This window comes from Actinomadura bangladeshensis (genome assembly GCF_004348335.1).
In the GTDB taxonomy this organism is placed as follows: Bacteria; Actinomycetota; Actinomycetes; order Streptosporangiales; family Streptosporangiaceae; genus Spirillospora; species Spirillospora bangladeshensis.
The window spans coordinates 1-21,852 of record NZ_SMJW01000135.1; the positions used below are offsets into that span (position 1 = coordinate 1).

Below are 21,852 nucleotides of genomic sequence, written 5' to 3' on the forward strand. Positions count from 1 at the left end.
GGGGAGCCCGGCGCGATCCGACAATGCGCACGTCCGCCCTGGTCGAACGCCGATTAAGACTCGGGGCGGTAGGGAAGACACAGCCCACCGGCGTACCCCGGAAGGAGCGGGATCATCGACAGCGGCCCCGAAGCGACCCCCGGCTGCGCGGAGTCCGAGGAGAAGGCGCTTCCTTCCGAGGGGACGACCTCCCAGACCCCCCGGGAAGAAAATCTCAGCCGGCCCCTCCCCGAACCCGTCCGGCAGTCCGTGGTGGAGGCCGCCGCGGAGCTGATCGGGTCGCTGCCCACCGACGAGGTCCCCGCGCCGCTGCGCCGGTTCGCGCGGTTCGAGCGCCGCAAGCGCGCCAAGCTCGCCGGCCAGCACATCGCCGCGGTCCTGGAGAAGGACCCCGGCTTCCGCGAGCGGGTCGCCGGGCCGCTGCGCGAGGCGGAGGCCGACCTGGTGGAGGCCGTCGAGGGCGGGCGGGTGCCGCCCGCCGCCGACCCGGTGCGGGTCGCGGTGCTGGCCTACCTGCTGCGTCCCGCGGGCTGGACGGGGCTCGTCGAGTCGGCCCGCGCCGAGCTGGAGCGCTCCGCGACCGCGTCGGAGGAGGAGGCCGCCGAGCGCCGCGTCGCCGCGCTGAAGGAGGAGCTGGCCGCCGCCCGCGGCGCGCGCTCCGCCGAGCTGGACAAGCTGCGCGCCGAGCTGCGCGAGACCAAGGCCGAGGTGGCCGAGCTGCGCCGCAAGCTGCACGACGCCCGCACCCGGTTCCGGGCCGCGGAGGAGCGCTCGAACGCGGTCGCGGCCGACAGCGAGCGGGAGCTCGCCGCCGCGCGCGAGTCGACCGCCGCGTCCGAGAAGGAGCTGCGCCGGCTGCGCGCCCGCGCCGCGCAGGCGGAGGCCGCCGCGGAGGTCGCCAAGCGCGCCGCGCGGGAGGGCCGCAACGTCGACGACGTCCGGCTGCGGATGCTGCTCGACACGCTCGTCGACGCGGCGCAGGGCGTCCGCCGCGAGCTGGCGCTGCCCTCCACGATCGGCCGCCCCGCCGACCTGGTCGGCGGGCAGCCGCACCGCGCGATGCCGGGCCGGGCGCTGTCCGACGGCGATCCGCAGCTGCTCGACCGGCTGCTGACGCTGCCGCAGGTGCACCTGGTGGTGGACGGCTACAACGTCACGAAGACCGGGTACGGCGAGCTGCCGCTCTCCGACCAGCGCACCCGGCTGGTGTCCGGGCTCGGCGGGCTGGCCGCGCAGACCCGCGCCGAGGTGACGTGCGTGTTCGACGGCGCCGAGCTGGACGCGCCGGTGGCGATCGCGGCGCCGCGCGGCGTCCGGGTGAAGTTCAGCGCCCCGGGCCAGACCGCGGACGAGCTGATCGGCGAGCTGGTGCGGGCCGAGCCGCCGGGCCGTCCCGTCGTGGTGGTGTCGTCGGATCGGGAGGTCGCCGACGCGGCCCGCCGCGCGCAGGCCCGCCCGTGCCCCTCCACCCTGCTGCTGCGGCGGCTGGGCCGGTCATAAGGAAGCCATAAGGCTCCGATAAGGGACGAGTCGCTCCCTGTAATCAGAATGTCACGAAAAAGAGACAATGATCGTCGATGTCAATCAAAGAGTGACGAATCGGTTGTGACGGTTGTTGCCCGTCGCTAGTGTCGTCGGCTGACGTCGTGGACGAGAGGGGCGAGACCGACCGTGGCCAAAGATCTCATCGGGGCACCAGCACAGGGGCGCGACCGGAGAGGCGGCCTGGCGAGCAGAGCCGTCTCCCGACGCCTGGCGGCCGTCGCCGCCCTGAGCCTGACGGCTTCCCTGACCTACGTCCCGGTGGCGGCGCACGCGGACCCCAAGCCGACCAGGGCCCAGGTCCAGAAGAAGCTCGACAAGCTCGCCGAGCAGACGGACCACATGGTCGAGCAGTACAACCAGCTCAATGAGAAGCTCAAGGTCGCGAAGAAGAAGTTCGACAACGCGGCGAAGGCCGCCAAGCAGGAGCAGACGGCCTTCGAGCAGCAGCGCTCCAAGATCGCCCAGATGGCGGCGGACGCCTACAAGAACGGCGACTCCGCCGACGTGACCGGCTTCGTGGGCAGCAATGACCCGCAGGCGATCCTCGACCAGGCGGCCGTCTTCTCCCACCTGTCGCACGAGCGCAGCTCCCAGCTGACCCAGTTCCTCGCGACCGCCCAGCGCCTGCGCCGCGAGGAGGCCCAGGCGAAGACCGCCCTCGAAGAGGTGAAGGGCAAGACCAAGGAGCTGAAGGACAAGCAGAAGAAGCTCGACAAGGAGGTCGACAAGCAGAAGAAGCTGCTGCGCAGCCTCGGCGGCGGCAGCACCGGCGGCTCGGCCGGCAGGGGCGGGACCTACAACGGCCCGGCCAGCGGCCCCGCACGCGTCGCGCTCGACTTCGCCTATGCCCAGATCGGGGATCCCTACCACTACGGCTCCGAGGGGCCGGACCAGTGGGACTGCTCCGGCCTGACGATGAAGGCGTGGGCCGCGGCGGGCGTCGGCATCACCCGCACGACCAACTCGCAGTACGCCGCCACCAAGCGGGTGGCCAAGAGCGATCTCCAGCCGGGCGACCTGGTGTTCTTCAGCGGCCTCGGCCACGTCGGCCTGTACGTGGGCGGCGGCAAGATGGTCCACGCTCCGCGCACCGGCAAGACCGTCGAGGTCGTGAGCATCACCTCGGGCTACTACCTGAGCAACTACTACGGCGCCGGGCGTCCCTGACGCCCCGCCAACGTGCCCCGTGGGCGGGCGCGCCGCGGCTCTCTTCGGCAACGGACCAGGGTTGACCTGGTCCGTTGTTGATTTTGTGGGGGTTTGCCTTCTGTTGGGGCTTTGGTACCTTGTCACCACCCCGGCGCCCTCCAGTCGCCGCGGCCCCGCGGCACCCACCAGGCGCCTCGGTCCCACGCGGCGCATCCAGCCGCCGCGTACCGGCGGCGCGAGCCACGCGCCGCTCCCCCCCCGGGCGGCACGATCCACGCGCCGCCCCGCGGCACCCGACGGTGCCGCAGCGGTCCGCACGAGGACCGCGGCCGGCCCGGCCACCGTGCGCACGCCCGCAGCGTGCATGGCGCTGAGAGCGCGTCCACGGCGGACCTCCCGGGTCGGGCTCCGGACGCGCCCGGCGACGGGCCGATCCGCCGACAACATCAGGCGCCGCTCGTTCGCACGCGGGAGACAGGTCCCGCGCCGGGCCCCATCTCGCCCCCAGGATCGCAGCGGCAGCGCCGAATCCGCCTCAGCGCGGAACCGGGGACCCACACCGCCGGAGTCCGGGACACCTCCCGGACGGGCATTCCGGCACCCGGGGTGAATCGGTGCGTCTCTTCCGGCCCCGTTCCGGCAGAGCCCGCCGTAGGGCCACTTCCACGCCCGAACCCGTCAGCTAACCCGGTAGGCGTCTGGAAGAGCGAAGGAGTGAGTTCCGCAGCGTTCCCGGGCGTGGCCGCCCATCATGCGGCCGCGCCCGGAACACCCCTGCCCTCCGCGGACGCGACCGTCCGCCGGAGACCCCATCCGAACCGGCGTGCCCGCACGCGGCACGCCACCGCCGAGTCCGCGGACGGCCGCGCGCACGCGCGCTCCGGACGCGGAGCCGGGGACCCACCATGTCCTTTTTCGGGGTGAATCGGCCTGCCCATGGGCGGCCGTAGGGCGGCTTCCACGCCCGAACCCGTCAGCTAACCCGGTAGGCGGCATGGAAGTCGAGGAGAGATCCCCCCGTGCCAGGCACGCATCGCAAGAAGGTCCCGGGCAAGCACCGCAAGCCGGGCTCCCTGTCCATCACCTGGCGGACGACCGGCGGCGTCATCGTCGGCGCCGCCGTTCTCGGCACCGCCGCGGCCACCGCGCAGGCGTCCGTCCTGCCCTTCGGCCCCGCCCCGGCGACCGCCACGGCCGCCGGCGTCACCACCGCCGGGAAGGCGGGCAAGGCCCCTGCCAAGGACGCGTCCAAGGGTTCGTCCAAGGGCACGTCCAAGGGCGGCTCGGACGCAACGTCCAAGGCGGCGCCCAAGAAGGCCGAGCCGCGGAAGGCCGCCCCGGCCGCGACCGGGGCGTCCCGGCCCACCGCCGCGGAGGCCATCAAGATCGCCAAGTCCCAGGTGGGCGTCACCGAGGACGGCGGCGGCGAGACCAAGTTCCAGAAGTGGTACATGAGCACCGCCCGCGCCAAGGAGACGGTCGCCCGCGACGGCGGCTCCATCGGCGGCTACAGCGACGCGCAGTGGTGCGACATGTTCGTCTCCTGGGTCGGCGAGCAGATCGGCTTCACCGACCAGGTCGGCAGCGACGCCTGGACGGTCGCGCACGCCGAGTGGTTCCAGGAGCACGGCCGCTGGGGCACCGAGCCGAGGCCGGGCGCCATCGTCTTCTACGCCTGGAACGGCAGCAAGAAGGTCTCGGCCATCAGGCACGTCGGCATGGTGGTCGACAAGGTCGACGACGGCACCATCGAGGCCGTCGAGGGCAACACCGGCAACGCCGTCAAGATCAAGAAGCGCTCCACCGACGACATCGTCGGCTACGGATACCCCGACTACAAGTCGTGACGGCGCCTCCGGCGGCGCGGGCTGCATAGGATCGCGCGCATGGAGGACGATCCGGAGCGCGGCGGCCCCGTGACGCGGCGCAGGGCGCTCGCCCTGGGCGCGGGCGGGGCCGCCGCGCTGGTCGCGGGCGGCGCCTGCCTCCTCGGCGCGCGACCCGGCGACGGTACGGCGGGGAACCGCGCGTCCCGCGGCGACTCCGCCGCGGCGGCCGGCCCCTTCGACCCGGACGCCGCCGGAACCGTCCTCGCCAACCGCGCGCGAGCGGTGCGGGACGGCGACCGCATCGCGTTCCTCGCCACCGTGGGCAACGCGCCCAGGGCGTTCCGGGACGCGCAGTCGCGCATGTACGACAACCTCCGCAGACTGCCCCTGGAGGGCTGGCAGGAGCGGCTCTCCGACACCCGGGCCGCGGCGGACCAAGGCGCGGTCGTCCGCATCGAGGTGCGCTACAGGCTGCGCGGGTTCGACAAGGGCCACGTGGCCCGCACCCGCTACCTGACGTTCGCCCCCCGTTCCGGCAGCTGGACGATCGCCGGCGATGGGACGCCCCACGGCTTCAAGGACGACGCCGACATCTGGGACGGCGGCCTCCTGACCGTGGTGAAGGGGCGCTCCAGCCTCGTCATCGGCGACGCCGCCGGGCTCAAGGGCATCGCCGACCGCCTGGACGCCGCCGTGCCGGTCGTCACGGGCGTCGTCGGGCGCGGCTGGGCGCAGCGGGTCGTCGCGCTCGTCCCCGCCGACACGGCCCTCGCCTCGGCGCTGGCCGGGCCCGGGCAGAGCCTCGACGAGATCGCCGCCCTCGCCACCGTCGCCCCGTCGGCGGGCACCGGCCGCGGCGAGGACCGCGTCATCGTCTCCCCCGGCACCTTCGGCCGCCTCAACGCGCTCGGCCGCGACGTCGTCCTCACGCACGAGCTGACCCATGTCGCCACCGGCGGCGCCCGCGACCGGCGGACGCCGCTGTGGCTCATCGAGGGATTCGCCGACTACGTCGGCTACCGGCGCGTCCAGATCGGTGTGCGGGCGGCGGCCGGCGAGCTGCGCCGCGAGGTCGCCGCCGGCCGGGTCCCGGCCGCGCTGCCCGCCGCCGCCGACTTCGCTGGCGGCTCCCCGCGCCTCTCCCAGGCCTACCAGGAGGCCTGGCTCGCCTGCCGGATGATCGCCGACCGGTACGGTGAGGCGACGCTCGTGCGGCTGTACCGGACCGCCGGGCGCGCCCCGGAGGCCACCGCACTGCGCGACGTGCTGGGCCTCACCCGGGACCGCTTCACCATCCTGTGGCGCGACTACGTGAAGAAGGAACTCTCATGAGTGAGCGAAGCGAGTCGGGGGGCGTGGGGGGGCGTCCCCCCACAAGGGACAAGACGGAGGCGGACGAGGGCCGGGTGGACGAGAGCGGCGCGGGCGGCGAGCCGGCCGGAGCGGGACCGCCGCCGGCGGCCGGTACCGCCGGGACGAGGCGGGCGCGCATCGCCGCCGCGGTCGCCGCCGTCGTGCTGTTCGCCGCCGTCGGGGCCGTCCTCGCGCTGACCACCCCGTGGAACCCGCTGCCCGGCCGCGTCCCCGGCGGGCACGCGGCGGCCGACCCCGCGCTCGACTTCTCCCCCGCCGAGATCGCCCGCTCCCGGGCCTTCGACTCGGCCGTCAACCCGCCCGCCTACGCCGGGCTCCTGGCGGGCCTCGCGGTGGTCCTCGTCCTCGGCCTCACCCCGCTCGGCGCCCGCTTCATCGGCTGGGCCACCGCCCGCGTCCGGCGCCGCCCGCTCCGCATCGTCGCCGCGGCGGTCGCGGTCACGACGCTGCTGCGCCTCGCCGGGCTGCCGTTCCACATCTGGAGCGAGTCGGTGCTGCGCCGGTACGGGCTGTCGACGCAGAGCTGGCCCGCGTGGCTCACCGACCAGCTGAAGTCGCTCGGCGTCACCTGGGTCATCTACACGGTCGCGCTGCTGCTCCTCTACGCCCTCATCCGGCGCTTCCCCCGCTACTGGTGGACGGGCGCCGCGAGCGGCGGGTTCGTCCTCGTCGTGCTCGTGTCGTTCATCTACCCGGTCGTCGTCGAGCCGGTGTTCAACGACTTCCACTCGCTGAAGCAGGGGCAGCTGCGCAGCGACCTCCTCGCGATGGCGAAGCGGGACGGCGTCCCCGTCGAGGACGTCCTCGTCGCCGACGCCTCGCGCCGGACGACGTCGCTGAACGCCTACGTGTCCGGGTTCGGCTCCACCCGCCGGATCGTCCTCTACGACACGCTGCTGAAGTCGCCGCGCCCGCGGATCGAGTCGATCGTCGCGCACGAACTCGGCCACGCCAAGCGCGACGACGTCCTGTGGGGCACGCTGGTCGGCGCGCTCGGCATCGCCGGGGCCGTGTGCCTGCTGTACCTCCTGATGACCTCTCCGCGCCTCCTGCGGCGCGCGGGGGCCGATCCCGGCGACGCGCCGGAACGGGCCCCCGGCGAGCGCGGGGCGGCCGACCCGCGGACCATCGCGCTGCTGCTCGCGCTCGTGGCCGCCGGCACGCTCCTCGCCGCCCCCGTCCAGAACCTCGTCAGCCGGCGCATCGAGGCCCGCGCCGACGCGCACGCGCTGAACCTCACCCGCGACCCGGCGACGTTCGTGTCGATGCAGCACGAGTTGTCGGTGCGCAACATCTCCGATCTGAGCCCCGACGCGTTGGAGTACATCCTGTGGATGTCGCACCCGTCGGGGCCCGATCGGATCGCGATGGCCAGGGACTGGGCCCGCATGAACCAGGTCGCGGTGCCACCGCCCCTGCGCTGACCGGCAGGGCCGTCAGTTGCCCTGCGTGCCCTGCTTCTCCGGCGCCTTGCCGCCCTGGCCCTGGCGCGCCGACAGCGTCGACGCGTCCGGGCGCGGCGCGGTCGTCACCGACCGCTTCAGCGCGCTGCCCTTCACCCAGTCCTTCCAGCCGAGCTGCCAGAAGCCCCAGCCGTTGTCGGGCTCCAGCTTCCGGCTGCTGCCGGTGACCCGCACGATGTCGCCCCGGTAGCTGAGCTTGTAGAACCACTTGGCGTTGGACGGGCTGATGTTGATGCATCCGTGGCTGACGTTCTCGTGGCCCTGGGAGCCGACGGACCACGGCGCGCTGTGCACGTACTCACCGCTGTTGGAGATCCGCACGGCCTTGTAGACGGTCAGGCTGTAGCCGCCGGGGCTTCCGGGGCTGATCCCCATCCAGTCGGACGTCATCGTGGTGGGGTCCTCCTTGGCCATGGTGAGGTGGAGCCCGTCAGTGGTGGTGTATCTGCGCTCACCGCCCTTGCCCATGCTGGTCGGCATGGTGCGGGCCTTCCTGCCGTTGACCATCACGACCATCTTGTGGCTGTCCTCGCCCGCCGTGGAGATGTGCGAGTCGCCGACCTTGAAGTCGACGGTGTAGTTCTTGCCGCCGTACACGTCCCCGCCGGTGCGCACGCCGCTGAGGTGCGCCTGGAACCGGACGTTGGTGTGCGCCGGCCAGTACTGCTTCGTCCGGAACACCGCCTGCTGGTCGCCGAACCAGTGCCAGGCGCCCTCCACCGTCCGGTCGGCGGTGACCTCCAGCGCCCGCTCGACCGCCGCCCGGTCCTTCACCGGGCGCTCGAAGTTCATGATGATCGGGATGCCGACGCCGACGGTCTCCTTGTTGTAGGGCGCGTCGATCGTCACGGCGTTCGTCTTCTCGACCTCGGCCGTGGTGAAGCGGCTGGAGACCGTCCGGGTCCTGCCGTCCTTCCCGAGCGCCGTCGCGGCGACCGTGTAGGTCTCGCCCGGCTTCAGCGACCAGCGCGACCGCCACTGCGTCCGGTCGGCGCTGAGGTCGCCCGCGACCGCGCCGTCCCCGGACGACACCGTGACGTTCGCGAGCGTGCCGCTCTGCGCCCGGACGTCGATCGTGCTGTCCGGCCGCAACGCCCCGCCGCCCACCGGCGACACCGTGAGACGCACGTCCCGCACCGCGTCCGCTTCACCGCCCGAGCACGCCGCGGCCCCGGCCACGACGCTCGCTCCGACGAGGACGGCGGCCGTGCGCCGCCCTCGCTCTCCCGGTCCTGAGCCACCCACCCGCATGTGAGCCCCCCGGTCGTCCTCCTGGGCGATCGGTCCGCCTGCCCAGCCCGGTCGCTGGAACGGCGCCCAGTATGTGAAAAGGCCGGTACCCGCAAAAAAGCGGACACCGGCCCCTCACTGGGGTTCTTTTACCGACTAGTGGGCGAAATGACCCCGGTAGTACTCGAAGACCAGACCGATGGTGCTCAGGATCGCGGCGGCCACGCCGAGGATCACCAGCCACCAGCCGAACACGATGCCGAGCGCCACCGCGCTCGCCGACAGCGCGACGTACAGCGGCCACCAGCTGTGCGGGCTGAAGAAGCCCAGCTCACCGGCCGCGTCCGCGATCTCGCCCTCGGGGTCGTCCTCGAACAGCGGGCCCGCGTTCGCCCGCTCGAGGCGGCGGACCGTGAAGTGGACGTAGAACCCGACGAGCCCGGCGAGGCCGACCGCCAGCCCGAGCGCCGTCGTGCCGGTCCAGTCCTTGGACCAGAGCCAGTAGACGATGTCGGTGGCGAGGAAGAAGACCGCGGTGCCGTAGAACATGAACGCCTGGACGCGCATCGGCTACTCCCCCTTCGCCCCGGCGAGCTCGCCCTTCGCACCCACGTGCGGGTGGTGCAGGTCGAACGCCGGCCGCTCGGAACGGATCTTCGGGATCGAGTTGAAGTTGTGCCGCGGCGGCGGGCACGACGTCGCCCACTCCAGCGAGTTGGAGTACCCCCACGGGTCGTCGACCTCGACCTTCTTGCCCTTCTTCCACGTGATGTACACGTTGTAGAAGAACGGGATCATCGAGACGCCGAGGATGAACGAGAAGATCGTCGAGACCTCGTTCAGCCCGTGGAACTCGGCCGCGTAGTCGGCGTACCGGCGGGGCATGCCCTCCGCGCCCAGCCAGTGCTGGACGAGGAACGTGCCGTGGAAGCCGATGAACAGCAGCCAGAAGTGCACGTGGCCGAGCCTGTCGTTCAGCATCTTGCCCGTCCACTTCGGCCACCAGAAGTAGAAGCCCGCGAACATCGCGAACACCACGGTGCCGAAGACGACGTAGTGGAAGTGCGCCACCACGAAGTAGGAGTCCGACAGCTGGAAGTCCATCGGCGGGGACGCGAGGATGACGCCGGTGAGACCGCCGAACAGGAACGTCACCAGGAAGCCCAGCGACCACAGCATCGGCGACTCGAAGGTCAGTTGCCCTCGCCAGATCGTCCCCACCCAGTTGAAGAACTTCACCCCCGTGGGCACGGCGATGAGGAACGACATGAAGGAGAAGAACGGCAGGAGCACCTGGCCGGTCACGAACATGTGGTGCGCCCACACGGTGATGGACAGGCCGGTGATGGCGATGGTCGCGAACACCAGGCCGATGTAGCCGAAGACGGGCTTGCGGCTGAACACCGGGAGGATCTCGGTCACGATGCCGAAGAAGGGCAAGGCGATGATGTAGACCTCCGGATGCCCGAAGAACCAGAACAGGTGCTGCCAGAGCAGCGCGCCGCCGTGCGCGGCGTCGAAGATGTGCGCGCCCAGCTTGCGGTCGGCCTCCAGGGCCAGCAGCGCGGCGGCGAGGACCGGGAACGCCACCAGGACGATGACGGAGGTCAGCAGGACGTTCCAGGTGAAGATCGGCATCCGGAACATCGTCATGCCCGGCGCGCGCATGCACAGCACCGTGGTGATGAAGTTGACCGCGCCCATGATGGTGCCGAAGCCCGACATTGTGAGGCCCATCACCCACATGTCGCTGCCGATGCCCGGCGAGCGCACCGCGTCCGACAACGGAGCGTAGGCGAACCAGCCGAAGCTGGCCGCGCCGCCCGGCGTCAGGAAGCCGGCGATGACGATGAGGCTGCCGAACAGGAACAGCCAGTACGCCAGCATGTTCAGCCGCGGGAACGCCACGTCCGGCGCGCCGATCTGCAGCGGCATGATGACGTTGGTGAAGCCCGCGAACAGCGGCGTCGCGAACATCAGCAGCATGATCGTGCCGTGCATGGTGAACAGCTGGTTGTACTGCTCGTTGCTGACGATCTGCATGCCCGGCTCGAACAGCTCCGCCCGGATGAGCAGGGCGAGGACGCCGCCGAACAGGAACATGACGAACGAGGTGATCAGATAGAGGTAGCCGATCACCTTGTGGTCGGTGGACGACATCCAGGAGGCGAGGATGCGCCCCTTGCTCGTCCGCGGCGCGGCGATCGGCGCGCTCGGGGCATGACTCGTGGCGGTCACTTCCCACCTCCCGCGGCCAGTGCTTGCTTCGAATCTGCGATGAACTTCTGGTACTGCTCCGGCGTCACGACCTTCAGCTCGAACAGCATCCGGCTGTGGTCGACGCCGCAGAGCTCGGCGCACCGGCCCTCATAGGTGCCGAGCTTGGTCGCCGTGAACTCGAACTCGTTGACGTACCCCGGCATGACGTCCTTCTTGTAGATCAGCGCGGGGACCCAGAACGAGTGGATGACGTCGTTGGAGTGCAGCTTCACCCGGACGGTCTTGCCGGCGGGAATCGTCATGACGGGCTTGCCGGGCGCCGGGCCGTTCGGGTTCACGGGGACGCCGGTCACGGACGCGACGGTCTGCCCGTTCTCCTTGTAGTCGAACTGCCAGCTCCACTGGAACGCCGTCACGTCGACGACCACGGCGGGATTGTCGGTGGTCTTCTCGACGAAGTTCTCGTCGCGGGCGGTGAAGTAGAACAGGACGGCGATGATGACGAACGGGACCGCGGTATAGAGGATCTCGATCGGCATGTTGTAGCGGACCTGCGGCGGCAGGTCGTCGGAGCGCTTGCGGTGGAAGAGCACCGCCCAGATGATCAGGCCCCAGACGACGCCCCCGACCGCGAACGCCGCGATCCAGGAGCCCTGCCACAGGTGCAGCATGCGCTCGCCTTGGACGCTGATCGGCTCGGGCAGGCCCAGCCTTGTACCACTGCAGCCAGTGGCGGCCAGTGCCAGCAGCCCAAGCACACCGGCGCTTTTCAATGCGCGGCGACTGCGCACAGGCGTACGCCGCTCCCTAGAGCGGGTCGGACTCACGGAATGCCTTCCCCACGGATGAAGCCCGGTCGTCCGGGCGGTGAGATCACTGTTTACACGTGTGTGGACACCCTAGCGCTAGGGTCGGGCGAACCCCCGATCGGGTGCCCGGTTAGTGTTTCAGCGTGGCCGAACCGAGCACGGCGGGCGCCTCCTCTGCGGCCGCCTACTTCGACGCCGCGTCCACCGAGCCGCCGCACCCCGCGGCGCGCGCGGCGCTGCTGGACGCGCTGGACTCCGGCTGGGCCGATCCCGCCCGGCTGTACGGGACGGCGCGCGGCACCCGGCTGCTGCTGGACCGCGCCCGCGCGCGTGTCGCGGGCGTCCTCGGCGCCCGGCCGGACGAGGTGTCGTTCACCTCCTCGGGCACCCAGGCGGTGCACCTGGCGGTCCTCGGGGGGCTCCAGGCGCGCCGGCGTGTCGGGCGGCACCTGGTGGTGAGCGCCGTGGAGCACTCCAGCGTGCTGCACGCCGCCGAGCGGCACGAGCGCGACGGCGGCGAGGTGACCGTCGTCGGCGTCGACCGGGCGGGCCGCGCCGACCCCGCGGAGTTCGCCGCGGCGCTGCGTCCCGACACCGCCCTCGCCTGCCTGCAGTCGGCCAACCACGAGGTCGGCACCCTGCAGCCCGTCGCCGAGGCCGCCGAGGCCTGCCGCGACGCCCGGGTGCCGCTGTTCGTCGACGCGGCCCAGTCCCTCGGGCGGGCGGACGTCCCCGGCGGCTGGTCGTTCCTGGCGGGCAGCGCGCACAAGTGGGGCGGCCCCGCGGGCGTCGGCGTGCTCGCCGTCCGCAAGGGCACCCGGTGGCGCTCGCCGCTGCCCGACGACGAGCGCGAGGGCCGCCGCGTCCCCGGCTTCGAGAACGTTCCGTCCATCGTCGCGGCGGCGGCCGCGCTGGAGGCGTACCGTGCGGACATGGCGGCGGACGCGCCGCGCCTGTCCGCGCTGGTGGACCGCATCCGCGCGCAGGTGCCGCGGAGCGTTCCCGACGTGGAGGTGGTGGGCGACCCGGTGCGGCGGCTGCCGCACCTGGTGACGTTCTCCTGCCTGTACGTCGAGGGCGAGGCGCTGCTGACCGAACTGGACCGGCTGGGTTTCGCGGTTTCGTCCGGCAGCTCGTGCACGGCGGATACGCTGCGTCCCAGTCACGTGCTGGAGGCGATGGGGGTGCTCACCCATGGGAACGTCCGGGTGTCGCTGCCCCGCGGCGCCGAGGCGGCGCAGGTCGACCGGTTCCTCGCCGTGCTCCCCGGCGCCGTCGAGCGCCTCCGCGAGACGATGAGGGCCGCCGGGCGATGAGCGGGACGGCGCCGGGTGAGACGATGAGGACCATCGAGACAGGGAGGCGGTCGCGCCCATGAGGTTCCGAGGCCGCGCCAAGCACGGGACGCCGTCGGGCGACGCCCCGCCGCCCGCGCAGCCGCCCGCCGAGGCGGCCCCCGCGGGCCCGCCGCCGGTGCTCGTCATCGACGCGCTCGGCCGCAAGTGCCCGATCCCGATCATCATGCTGGCCGAGCGGATCCGCGAGGTGCCGGTGGGGCAGGTCGTCGCCGTCCTCGCCGACGACGCCGCCGCGCGCACCGACGTGCCCGCCTGGTGCCGCATGAAGTCGCAGGACTTCGTCCGCGAGGAGACCCTCGGCCAGGGCGGCTGGGGCTTCCACATCCGCCGGACGTACTGACACCGTTAGGGCCGCGCCCGGCCGGCGCGGCCCTCGGCACGCGCCGCGCTACGGGTTCGGGCAGGTGAGGTGCGGGTCGATCTCCGCCGCCGCGGCGGCGCCGTAGGCGGCCGCGAAGCGGTCGAGGAACGCCTGGCGGGCGAGGCCGTACTCCTGCGGGCCCGCGGCCTCCAGCGCGTACGCGGCGATGGTGCAGCCGACCTGCGCGGCGCGCTCCAGGGGCAGGTTCCACGCGGTGGCCGACAGGAAGCCGGCACGGAAGGCGTCGCCGACGCCGGTCGGGTCGACGACGTTCTCGACCGGGACGCAGGGGACGTGGACGCCCTCCTCGCCCGCGCGGTCGATGACGACGCCCTTGGCGCCGAGGGTGGTGACGCGGACGCCGACGCGGGACAGGATCTCCGCGCCGCTCCAGCCGGTCTTCTCCTCGGCGAGCGCCTTCTCGTAGTCGTTGCTGAACAGGTACGCGGCGCCGTCGATGAGGCGGCGGACGTCGGCGCCCTCCATCCGGGCGAGCTGCTGGGACGGGTCGGCGGCGAACGGGATCGCGCGGGTGCGGCACTCGTCGGTGTGCCGGAGCATCGCGTCGGGGTCGTTCGGGCTGACGACGACGAGGTCGAGCCCGCCGACGCGGTCGGCGACCGGCCGCAGCTCGATGTTGCGGGCCTCGCTCATCGCGCCGGCGTAGAACGTGGCGATCTGGTTCTGGTCCTGGTCGGTGGTGCACAGGAACCGGGCGGTGTGGTGGACGTCCGACACGTGCACGGACGCGGTGTCGACCGCGTGGCGGTCCAGCCAGGAGCGGTAGTCGGCGAAGTCGTCGCCGACGGAGCCGACGAGGATCGACCGCTTGCCGAGGCTCCCCATGCCGAAGCAGATGTTGGCGGCGATGCCGCCGCGGCGGATCTCCAGCTCGTCCACCAGGAAGGACAGCGAAACCCGGTCCAGCTGGTCGGGCAGGAGCTGGTCGGTGAACCTTCCGGGGAAGGTCATCAGATGGTCGGTCGCAATGGAGCCAGTCACGGCGATGCGCACGGCGTCGCTCTCCTCGTCGTGGTCGTCCGGCTGTTCACCGGCTGTTTCGAACCCGGAAAGACTACTTCCCCATCGCACCACAGATCACCGCCGGACCGCACCGGGAGCGTGCGGAACCGGGCCGCCCGGGGAGCACGCGAAAGGGGCGGCCCCGGGCATCATCCCAGGACCGCCCCCTTCCGGACGTTCCGCTCGCGTCGCGGACGCTCAGTTGAAGGAGTCGCCGCAGGCGCAGGAACCCGACGCGTTCGGGTTGTCGATCGTGAAGCCCTGCTTCTCGATCGAGTCGACGAAGTCGATGGTGGCGCCGGTCAGGTACGGCGCGCTCATCCGGTCGACGCGCACCGCGAGGCCGTCGAAGTCCTGGATCTGGTCGCCGTCCATCTCCCGCTCGTCGAAGAAGAGCTGGTAGATCAGGCCGGAGCAGCCGCCCGGCTGCACGGCGACACGCAGCGCAAGGTCGTCGCGGCCCTCCTGCTCGAGCAGGCCCTTGGCCTTCTCGGCGGCGGCGTCGGTGAGGACGACGCCCTGCTGCGTGGTCTCCTGCGTGGTCTCGCCTGAAACCGTCATGTGTTCAGCTCCCGGGTCTCGCTGCGCCGCGGTGCGGCGGACTGTCGCTTGGCCGAGGACGTCGTCTGTCGTCGTACGCCTCTTCCCGTAGGACAACGTACCTCGCTACTGGGCCATTCCGCTTATCGGCCGGGTTTAACGCGCGCGGGCGGTGCGTTCTACGTCACAGCTCCGCCGGCCGGGGGATGTGACATCATTAGTCGTCAAAGCGACGATAAGCCTCCGTCGCGAAGGGAGATCCCCGATGACCACCACGGCAAGCGACCTTCCGCTGCTGCTGCTCGGCCGCGGCGCCGACCCGCTCAGCGAGCGCGGCGTGGACTGCCCGGGCGAACTGCCGCCGGCCTCCGACCCCGAGCTCGTGGAGCGGGCCCGCGCCGCCAAGGCGTCCCTCGGCGACCGGGTGTTCGTGCTCGGCCACCACTACCAGCGTGACGAAGTCATCCAGTTCGCCGACGTCACCGGCGACTCGTTCAAGCTGGCGCAGAAGGCCGCGGCGCGCCCCGAGGCGCCCTACGTCGTGTTCTGCGGCGTGCACTTCATGGCCGAGTCGGCCGACATCCTCACCGCGGCGCACCAGCGGGTCATCCTGCCCGACCTCGGCGCCGGCTGCTCGATGGCGGACATGGCGACCTTCGACCAGGTCGAGGACTGCTGGGACGTCCTGGAGGACGCCGGAGTCGCCGACGACGTCGTGCCCGTCACCTACATGAACTCCTCGGCCGACATCAAGGCGTTCGTGGGGCGGCACGGCGGCACGGTGTGCACCTCGTCCAACGCCAAGCGCGCCCTCGAATGGGCCTACGGCAAGGGCAAGAAGGTCCTGTTCCTGCCCGACCAGCACCTCGGCCGCAACACCGCCGTCCTGGACATGGGCCTCTCGCTGGACGACTGCGTCGTCTACAGCCCGCACCGCCGGGACGGCGGGCTCACCGCCCGGGAACTGCGCGACGCCAAGATGATCCTGTGGCGCGGGCACTGCTCGGTGCACGGCCGGTTCACCGAGGAGGCGGTGGCCGAGGTCCGCGAGCGCGTCCCCGGCGTGAACGTCCTGGTGCACCCCGAGTGCCGGCACGAGGTCGTCACCGCCGCCGACCAGATCGGCTCGACCGAGTACATCATCCGGACGATCGAGGCCGCCGAGCCCGGCTCGTCCTGGGCGATCGGCACGGAGCTGAACCTCGTCCGGCGGCTGGCGAACGCCCACCCGGACAAGAACGTCATGTTCCTCGACAAGACCGTCTGCTACTGCTCGACGATGAACCGCATCGACCTGCCGCACCTGGTCCTGTCGCTGGAGTCGCTCGCCGCCGGCGACGTCCAGAACGTCATCGAGGTGGACGAGGAGACCGCGCACTACGCCCGCGCGGCCCTCGACCAGATGCTCGCCCTCCCCTAGCGGCGGTCCCGCGGGACGCCTCCGGCCGCATCACAGGCCGGGGGCGCCCCAGACGGGGAACCAGCGGCCGAGGTCCTCCTCGAAGGGGAGGTCGGCGCCGATCGCGCCGCGTGCCTGGAGCTCCAGCGCGTTGTCCCGCTTGTCGCCGGGCAGCGGCGCGAACGGGTAGAAGGTGCCGCGCTTGTACAGGTAGACGAGGGCGAGGCGCCGCCCGTCAGGGCCGCGGAAGCCCGCGAGCGAGCACAGCAGGTGCGGCCCGAACCCGCCGGACTCCAGCGTCGAGTTCACCGCGTGCAGGTCGGTGACCAGGTCGGGCAGTTCCTCGGGACGGTGCCTGGCGAGCAGCCAGGTGTAGCCGTAGGAGTCGTTGCTGATCTCGACCTTGGGGCCCTGGTCGGCGTCCAGCAGCTCCTGGACGTCGGCCTGCAGCCGCGCGAACGCGCCGCCCTCGGCGGCCCGGAAGCACACCGAGCCCAGCCCGGTCGGGGTGAACCCCGTCGCCGCCTCCAGCGTGATCGCCGCCGACGACAGCCCGAAGATCTGGTCGAGGTCGGGCTTGACCGGCTTGGAGCGGCCGAGCAGCGTGTCGAGGAAACCCACGGGTCAGACTCCCCTGCTGAGCTGGTCGGAGATCTTCGAGAGCTGGGCGAGCCGCTTGTCCAGCGGCGGGTGGGTGGAGAACAGCGAGGAGACGCTGAACCCCTTGCCGAACGCCGGGGTGAAGAAGAACGCGTTGAACGCCTGCGCGGACCGCAGGTCGTTCGTCGGGATCCGCGCGATCTCGCCGCTGACCTTGGTCAGCGCGCTGGCGAGCGCGGACGGGCGGCCGGTCAGCAGCGCCGCGGCGCGGTCGGCGGACAGCTCCCGGTACCGCGACAGGGCGCGGGTGAGCATGAAGCTGACCGCGTAGGCGAGCGCGCTGGCCGCGACGACGGCGAGCAGGATCAGCCCGGTGTTCTGGTCGTTGCTGCGGCGGCCGAACCCGCCCCACAGGCCGTACTGGAGGCCGAAGCGGGTGATCAGGCCGGCGCAGATGCCGAGGAACGAGGCGATCGTCATGACCGCGACGTCCTTGTGCGCGACGTGCGCCATCTCGTGCGCGAGGACGCCCTCCAGCTCCACCGGGTCGAGCCGGCGCAGCAGCCCGGTGGTGACGCAGACGACGGCCTTCTTCTGGTTGCGGCCGGTGGCGAACGCGTTCGGCACGTCGGTGTCGGCGATCGCGACCTTGGGCTTCGGGGCGTCCGACATCGCGCAGATCCGGTCGATGACGCCGTGCAGCTCGGGCGCCTCCTGCGGGGAGACGACGCGGCCGTGCATGGCGAACAGCGTCATCCGGTCGGAGAAGAAGTACTGGGCGAACAGGAAGGCCACCGCGACGCCGAGGGCGACGAACGCCCACTGCGGCACGAAGACGAAGAACGCTCCGACGAAGACGACGTACACCAGCCCCAGCAGGAACATCGTCACGAGCATCCGCGATGTCAGCCCCCGGTCGGAGGCGTAGCGCGTGCTGGCCATGCGGCCACCCCCAAGTCCTTGCTCTTATTCATTTGTATCAACGCACGAGACCCGGGTTTTGTGCCTGAATGTCCAGAACGGACGGCACACCCCGGGCCCCCGCGGCGTCGCAGTGGGGAACATTCCCATGGTTCCCCCGTACGCGGAGGATCAGTCCGGGATGAGCCCCTCGTCCCCGAGCATGGAGCGCACCTCGTCGATGTGCGCGTCGGCCGGCGGCAGGATCAGCTCGGACGGCTCCAGGCTGTCGGCCGGGAGCGGCTTGCCCACCTTCCGGACGTTCTCCAGCAGGGCGTGCAGCGCGGTGCGGAACGCGGTCTCGTCGCCCGACTCGATCGCCGACTCCAGTTCGGAGTCCAGGGCGTTGAGGGAGGACAGGTCCTCCTCGGCGACGTCCAGCTGGCCCTCGCCCATCAGCCGGACGATCACTGGGCACCCCCGGGGTTGTTCGGCCACGGGGCCTGCTGCGGGGCGTCCTGCTGGTGCTGCTGCGGCTGCGCGGACGGCGTGCCCTGGTTCAGCTCCTTGGGCGCGGGGCCCTGGCCGAGTTCGGCCTTGAGCTGCTCCAGTTCGAGGTCGACGCCGGGGCCGGAGCCCATCCGGTCGAGCTCGGCCTGGATGTCGTCGCGCGGACCGGAGAAGTCCTCCAGGGCGCCGGAGGCCAGCAGCTCGTCGATCGCGCCGGCGCGCGCCTTCATCGTGTCGGTCTTCTCCTCGGCGCGCTGGATCGCCAGGCCGACGTCGCCCATCTCCTCGGAGATGCCGGAGAACGCCTCGTTGATCTTCGTCTGCGCCTCGGCGGCCGTGTAGGTCGCCTTGATGGTCTCCTTGCGCGTCCGGAAGGAGTCGACCTTGGCCTGCAGCCGCTGGGAGGCGAGCGTGAGCTTCTCCTCCTCGCCCTGCAGCTGCTGGTACTGGCCGCGCAGGTCGTTCAGCTGGCCCTCCAGGCCGGCGCGGCGGGTCAGCGCCTCGCGGGCGAGGTCCTCCCGGCCCACCTGCAGCGCCTTCTTGCCCTGGTCGGTCAACTTGCCCTGCTGCTGCTCCAGCTGGTTGATCTGCAGCTCGAGGCGCTTGCGCGAGGTGGCGACGTCGGCGACCCCGCGACGAACCTTCTGCAGCATCTCCAGCTGGCGCTGGTAGGAGTAATCGAGGGTCTCCCGAGGATCTTCCATCCGGTCCAGGGCCCGGTTGGCTTTGGACTTGAAGATCATCGACATTCGCTTCATCACGCTCATCGCGCGGCGCCGGTCCCTTCGTGCTGTCGCCTCAGTCGTGAACTGGGCTCAATGACCACTGCTGGGGTTCTTATCACCCTACGCGTTAACGCGCGAGGCAGCCACGATGTTCGCAGCCGGTAGGCTGATCCCGTGTTCAAGCGTCGTACCCCTGAGGCCCCGGCGAATCCTCCTCAGGTAGTAAAGCCGGGCGGCAAGGGCCGTCCCACGCCCAAGCGGAGGGACGCCGAGAAGCGCCGCCGCCAGCCGATCACCGCCCCCGCCACGGGCAAGGACGCCTACAAGAGGCGCAGGGCGCAGCTGGCGGAGGAGCGAGCCAAGGCCCGCGAGGGGATGGCGAAGGGCGACGAGCGGCACCTGCTCAAGCGCGACAAGGGCCCCGTGCGCCGGCTCGCCCGCGACTACGTGGACGCGCGCCGCACCGTCGGCTCCTACCTCATGTACGCCATGTTCGCGATCGTGCTGCTGAGCATGCTGCCGATCCCCGCGGCCCGGCTGCTGGTGCTGTTCGCGCCGCCGGTCCTGCTCGTCGTGGTGTTCGGCGAGGGCCTGCTGCTGAGCCGCGGCATCAAGCGGCTGGCCGCCGAGCGCTTCCCGGACGAGGACGTCAAGGGCGTCGGGCTGTACGCCGCGATGCGCGCGATGCAGATCCGCCGGCTGCGGGTCCCGAACCCGCAGGTGCGGGTCGGCGAGCGGGAGAAGGTCTGACCGGGCGCCGGATTCCGGCGGCGGTCCCTCGATCATCTTCGGGCTAGGTTGGGGCCATGGAGTTCCGAAACCTGGGCCGGAGCGGTCTGAAGATCAGCGAGATCGCGTACGGCAACTGGCTCACCCACGGCTCCCAGGTCGAGGAGGACGCGGCGCGCGCGTGCGTGCACGCCGCCCTCGACGAGGGGATCACCACCTTCGACACCGCGGACGTCTACGCCGGGACGCGCGCCGAGGAGGTCCTCGGGCGCGCGCTCAAGGGGCGGCGCCGCGAGGGGCTGGAGATCTTCACCAAGGTCTACTGGCCCACCGGACCCGGCAGGAACGACTCCGGCCTGTCCCGCAAGCACGTCTTCGAGTCGATCCACGGCTCGCTGCGCCGCCTCGGAACGGACTACGTGGACCTCTACCAGGCCCACCGGTTCGACTACGAGACGCCGCTGGAGGAGACCCTGCGCGCCTTCGACGACCTCGTCCGGCAGGGCAAGGTGCTGTACGTCGGCGTCTCGGAGTGGCGGGCCGAGGAGATCGAGCGGGCGCTGAAGATCGCCGACGAGATGGGCCTCGACCGGATCGTCTCCAGCCAGCCGCAGTACTCGATGCTGTGGCGGGTCATCGAGGAGGAGGTCGTCCCGCTCTGCGAGCGCGAGGGCATCGGCCAGATCGTCTGGTCGCCGATCGCGCAGGGGGTGCTGACCGGCAAGTACAGGCCGGGGCAGCCGCTGCCGGAGGGGTCGCGCGCCACCGACGACAAGGGCGGCGCGGACATGATCAAGCGCTACCTGAACGACGACCTGCTGACCCGCGTGCAGAACCTCAAGCCGATCGCCGACGAGCTCGGGCTGTCCATGGCGCAGCTGGCCATCGCCTGGACGCTGCAGAACCCGAACGTCTCCGCGGCGATCGTGGGCGCGTCCCGCCCCGAGCAGGTCGCCGACAACGTGAAGGCCGCCGGGGTGAAGCTGGAGGCCGACGTGATGAAGCGCATCGACGACGTCCTCGGCGACACCGTCATCCGCGACCCCGCCAAGACCGGGAGCCCGCGCAGGCGCCCCTGACCGGGGCCCGGTGCGGGCCGAGGGCCGCGGAGCCGACGGGCTCCGCGGCCCTCACCGCCTCACTCCGGGTCTTGCAGGCTCATCTCGTAGACGAGCGTCTCTCCGTCCAGCAGAACCACCTTGCCGACATCGTCGGCACGCAGCCCCCGCCAGTTCTCCCCCAGCCAGCTCTCCGCGTCCGCCTGGGTGGAGAAGGACTCCTCCGACATGCCGGCCGCCCGCCCGTCGGCCTTCTCCAAACGCCAGCTCCACGCCATCGCGTCGACCTCCCTCGTCGCGGTGAGACTAGCGGCTCCGGGTCAGGAGGCGGCCTCGACGGCGCGGCGCAGCGCCTCGGGGCTCTCGATGTCGGACGGATTCAGGGTGCGTCCGTTGACCCGCACGCTCGGCGTGCCCGAGATCCCGGACGATATGTAGCCCCGGCTCACCGTCTTCACGCTCGCGGCGTACCGCTGGCTCTTCACGCACGAGGTGAAGCCGCCGCCGGTCAGCCCGAGCGGTTCGGCCAGGGAGAGCAGCTCGTCCGTGGTGTAGCCGGTGGCGTTCTCGTTCTCGGGCTGGTGCTCGTAGAGCGCGTCCTGGTAGGAGAGCCAGTGGGCGCCGTCGCCGACGCAGCGCAGGGCGGCCGCGGCCCGCAGCGAGTTGTCGTGCGCCGGCTGCCGGCTCTCGCTGAAGATCAGCATCGGGTGGAACACGACCTTGGCGCGCCCCTCGACCACCATCTGCTTCAGCATCGGGTCGTGCTTCTGGTCGAACGCGCCGCAGGGCGGGCAGGCGAAGTCCTCGTAGATGTCGACGACGGGCGCGGTGACGCCCGGCCGGGACATGACGAGGCTGCCGTCCGCCTGCGGCGCCGCCTCCGCGCCGCCGGCGATCTTGCCGACCCGCAACTGCACCTCGCCGCCGCCCCCGCCGTCGTCGTCACCGCCGCCCTGCAGGGCGAGGACGACGACCCCGACGACGATCAGCACGAGGACGAGGCCGCCGCCGACCAGTGCCAGCACGAGGC

General features: G+C 71.6%; 22 protein-coding genes and 2 riboswitches. Of the genes, 10 read left to right on the forward strand and 12 right to left on the reverse strand.

Annotated features, from left to right (window positions below; all coding sequences use genetic code 11):
• Positions 1-252: 252 nt before the first annotated feature.
• The 5 genes from E1284_RS24140 (at position 253) to E1284_RS24160 (ending at position 7,321) form a co-directional block, all read left to right on the forward strand.
• Complete coding sequence (locus E1284_RS24140; protein WP_243714714.1) at positions 253-1,500, forward strand: NYN domain-containing protein; 1,248 nt, start codon at positions 253-255, stop codon at positions 1,498-1,500.
• Between the two features lie 171 nt (positions 1,501-1,671).
• Positions 1,672-2,712 (forward strand): C40 family peptidase, encoded by a 1,041-nt coding sequence (locus E1284_RS24145; RefSeq protein ID WP_243714715.1) that lies wholly within the window; start codon positions 1,672-1,674, stop codon positions 2,710-2,712.
• A 494-nt stretch (positions 2,713-3,206) separates the two neighbouring features.
• Positions 3,207-3,406, forward strand: a riboswitch (cyclic di-AMP (ydaO/yuaA leader).
• Between the two features lie 150 nt (positions 3,407-3,556).
• Positions 3,557-3,702: riboswitch (cyclic di-AMP (ydaO/yuaA leader) on the forward strand.
• An 11-nt stretch (positions 3,703-3,713) separates the two neighbouring features.
• Positions 3,714-4,541, forward strand: coding sequence for a CHAP domain-containing protein (locus E1284_RS24150; RefSeq protein WP_131942413.1), 828 nt, complete (start codon positions 3,714-3,716; stop codon positions 4,539-4,541).
• 39 nt (positions 4,542-4,580) lie between these two features.
• Positions 4,581-5,855 carry a hypothetical protein gene (locus tag E1284_RS24155; RefSeq protein ID WP_131942414.1) on the forward strand — a complete coding sequence of 425 codons (1,275 nt, stop codon included), beginning with the start codon at positions 4,581-4,583 and terminating at the stop codon, positions 5,853-5,855.
• Positions 5,852-7,321: a M48 family metallopeptidase gene (locus tag E1284_RS24160; protein ID WP_131942415.1), complete on the forward strand. Its 1,470-nt coding sequence runs from the start codon at positions 5,852-5,854 to the stop codon at positions 7,319-7,321. The genes E1284_RS24155 and E1284_RS24160 overlap by 4 nt, the downstream gene beginning before the upstream one ends.
• Positions 7,322-7,333: 12 nt before the next feature.
• On the opposite strand, the gene E1284_RS24165 is transcribed toward E1284_RS24160, so the two are convergent.
• The 4 genes from E1284_RS24165 to ctaC form a co-directional block, all read right to left on the reverse strand.
• Entirely contained in the window at positions 7,334-8,539 is a 1,206-nt protein-coding gene (locus E1284_RS24165; protein ID WP_243714716.1) for a L,D-transpeptidase, read from the reverse strand.
• Between the two features lie 207 nt (positions 8,540-8,746).
• Complete coding sequence (locus E1284_RS24170; protein WP_131942417.1) at positions 8,747-9,157, reverse strand: cytochrome c oxidase subunit 4; 411 nt, start codon at positions 9,155-9,157, stop codon at positions 8,747-8,749.
• 3 nt (positions 9,158-9,160) lie between these two features.
• Complete coding sequence (gene ctaD, locus E1284_RS24175; protein ID WP_131942432.1) at positions 9,161-10,750, reverse strand: aa3-type cytochrome oxidase subunit I; 1,590 nt, start codon at positions 10,748-10,750, stop codon at positions 9,161-9,163.
• A 74-nt stretch (positions 10,751-10,824) separates the two neighbouring features.
• Positions 10,825-11,568, reverse strand: coding sequence for an aa3-type cytochrome oxidase subunit II (gene ctaC / locus E1284_RS24180; RefSeq protein WP_243714717.1), 744 nt, complete (start codon positions 11,566-11,568; stop codon positions 10,825-10,827).
• Positions 11,569-11,762: 194 nt separating this feature from the next.
• Here ctaC and E1284_RS24185 point away from each other — a divergent pair, with 194 nt between their 5' ends.
• Together E1284_RS24185 and E1284_RS24190 are read left to right on the forward strand one after the other, a co-directional pair.
• Entirely contained in the window at positions 11,763-12,935 is a 1,173-nt protein-coding gene (locus E1284_RS24185) for a cysteine desulfurase family protein (RefSeq protein ID WP_131942419.1), read from the forward strand.
• A 58-nt stretch (positions 12,936-12,993) separates the two neighbouring features.
• Positions 12,994-13,317, forward strand: a complete 324-nt coding sequence (locus tag E1284_RS24190) for a sulfurtransferase TusA family protein (RefSeq protein ID WP_131942420.1) — start codon at positions 12,994-12,996, stop codon at positions 13,315-13,317.
• A 48-nt stretch (positions 13,318-13,365) separates the two neighbouring features.
• Here E1284_RS24190 and E1284_RS24195 read toward each other — a convergent pair whose 3' ends face one another.
• Positions 13,366-14,352 carry a carbohydrate kinase family protein gene (locus E1284_RS24195; RefSeq protein WP_131942421.1) on the reverse strand — a complete coding sequence of 329 codons (987 nt, stop codon included), beginning with the start codon at positions 14,350-14,352 and terminating at the stop codon, positions 13,366-13,368.
• Positions 14,353-14,559: 207 nt separating this feature from the next.
• Positions 14,560-14,922, reverse strand: a complete 363-nt coding sequence (locus E1284_RS24200) for a HesB/IscA family protein (RefSeq protein WP_131942422.1) — start codon at positions 14,920-14,922, stop codon at positions 14,560-14,562.
• 244 nt (positions 14,923-15,166) lie between these two features.
• On the opposite strand from E1284_RS24200, the gene nadA reads away from it, so the two are divergent.
• Positions 15,167-16,321: a quinolinate synthase NadA gene (nadA, locus tag E1284_RS24205; protein ID WP_131942423.1), complete on the forward strand. Its 1,155-nt coding sequence runs from the start codon at positions 15,167-15,169 to the stop codon at positions 16,319-16,321.
• A 30-nt stretch (positions 16,322-16,351) separates the two neighbouring features.
• Here nadA and pspAB read toward each other — a convergent pair whose 3' ends face one another.
• From pspAB to E1284_RS24225, 4 genes are all read right to left on the reverse strand, one after another.
• Entirely contained in the window at positions 16,352-16,921 is a 570-nt protein-coding gene (pspAB, locus tag E1284_RS24210; RefSeq protein WP_131942424.1) for a PspA-associated protein PspAB, read from the reverse strand.
• Between the two features lie 3 nt (positions 16,922-16,924).
• Positions 16,925-17,842: a zinc metalloprotease HtpX gene (gene htpX, locus E1284_RS24215; protein WP_131942425.1), complete on the reverse strand. Its 918-nt coding sequence runs from the start codon at positions 17,840-17,842 to the stop codon at positions 16,925-16,927.
• Positions 17,843-17,992: 150 nt separating this feature from the next.
• The gene (pspAA, locus tag E1284_RS24220) at positions 17,993-18,271 is read right to left on the reverse strand and encodes a PspA-associated protein PspAA (RefSeq protein ID WP_131942426.1); all 279 of its coding nucleotides are present in this window, start codon (positions 18,269-18,271) and stop codon (positions 17,993-17,995) included.
• On the reverse strand, positions 18,268-19,077 hold the full coding sequence (locus E1284_RS24225) for a PspA/IM30 family protein (RefSeq protein ID WP_207923925.1): 810 nt from the start codon (positions 19,075-19,077) through the stop codon (positions 18,268-18,270). The genes pspAA and E1284_RS24225 overlap by 4 nt, the downstream gene beginning before the upstream one ends.
• A gap of 132 nt (positions 19,078-19,209) precedes the next feature.
• Here E1284_RS24225 and E1284_RS24230 point away from each other — a divergent pair, with 132 nt between their 5' ends.
• Positions 19,210-19,785, forward strand: coding sequence for a DUF3043 domain-containing protein (locus tag E1284_RS24230; protein ID WP_131942427.1), 576 nt, complete (start codon positions 19,210-19,212; stop codon positions 19,783-19,785).
• Positions 19,786-19,841: 56 nt separating this feature from the next.
• A complete protein-coding gene (locus E1284_RS24235) occupies positions 19,842-20,843 on the forward strand; it encodes an aldo/keto reductase family protein (RefSeq protein WP_131942428.1) in 1,002 nt (333 codons plus the stop codon).
• A gap of 59 nt (positions 20,844-20,902) precedes the next feature.
• Here the strand turns inward: E1284_RS24235 and E1284_RS24240 are convergent, their stop codons facing one another.
• Positions 20,903-21,100 (reverse strand): hypothetical protein, encoded by a 198-nt coding sequence (locus E1284_RS24240; protein WP_131942429.1) that lies wholly within the window; start codon positions 21,098-21,100, stop codon positions 20,903-20,905.
• 42 nt (positions 21,101-21,142) lie between these two features.
• Positions 21,143-21,852, reverse strand: a 710-nt coding sequence (locus E1284_RS24245; RefSeq protein WP_131942430.1) for a DsbA family protein, incomplete at its 5' end; no start/stop codon positions are given.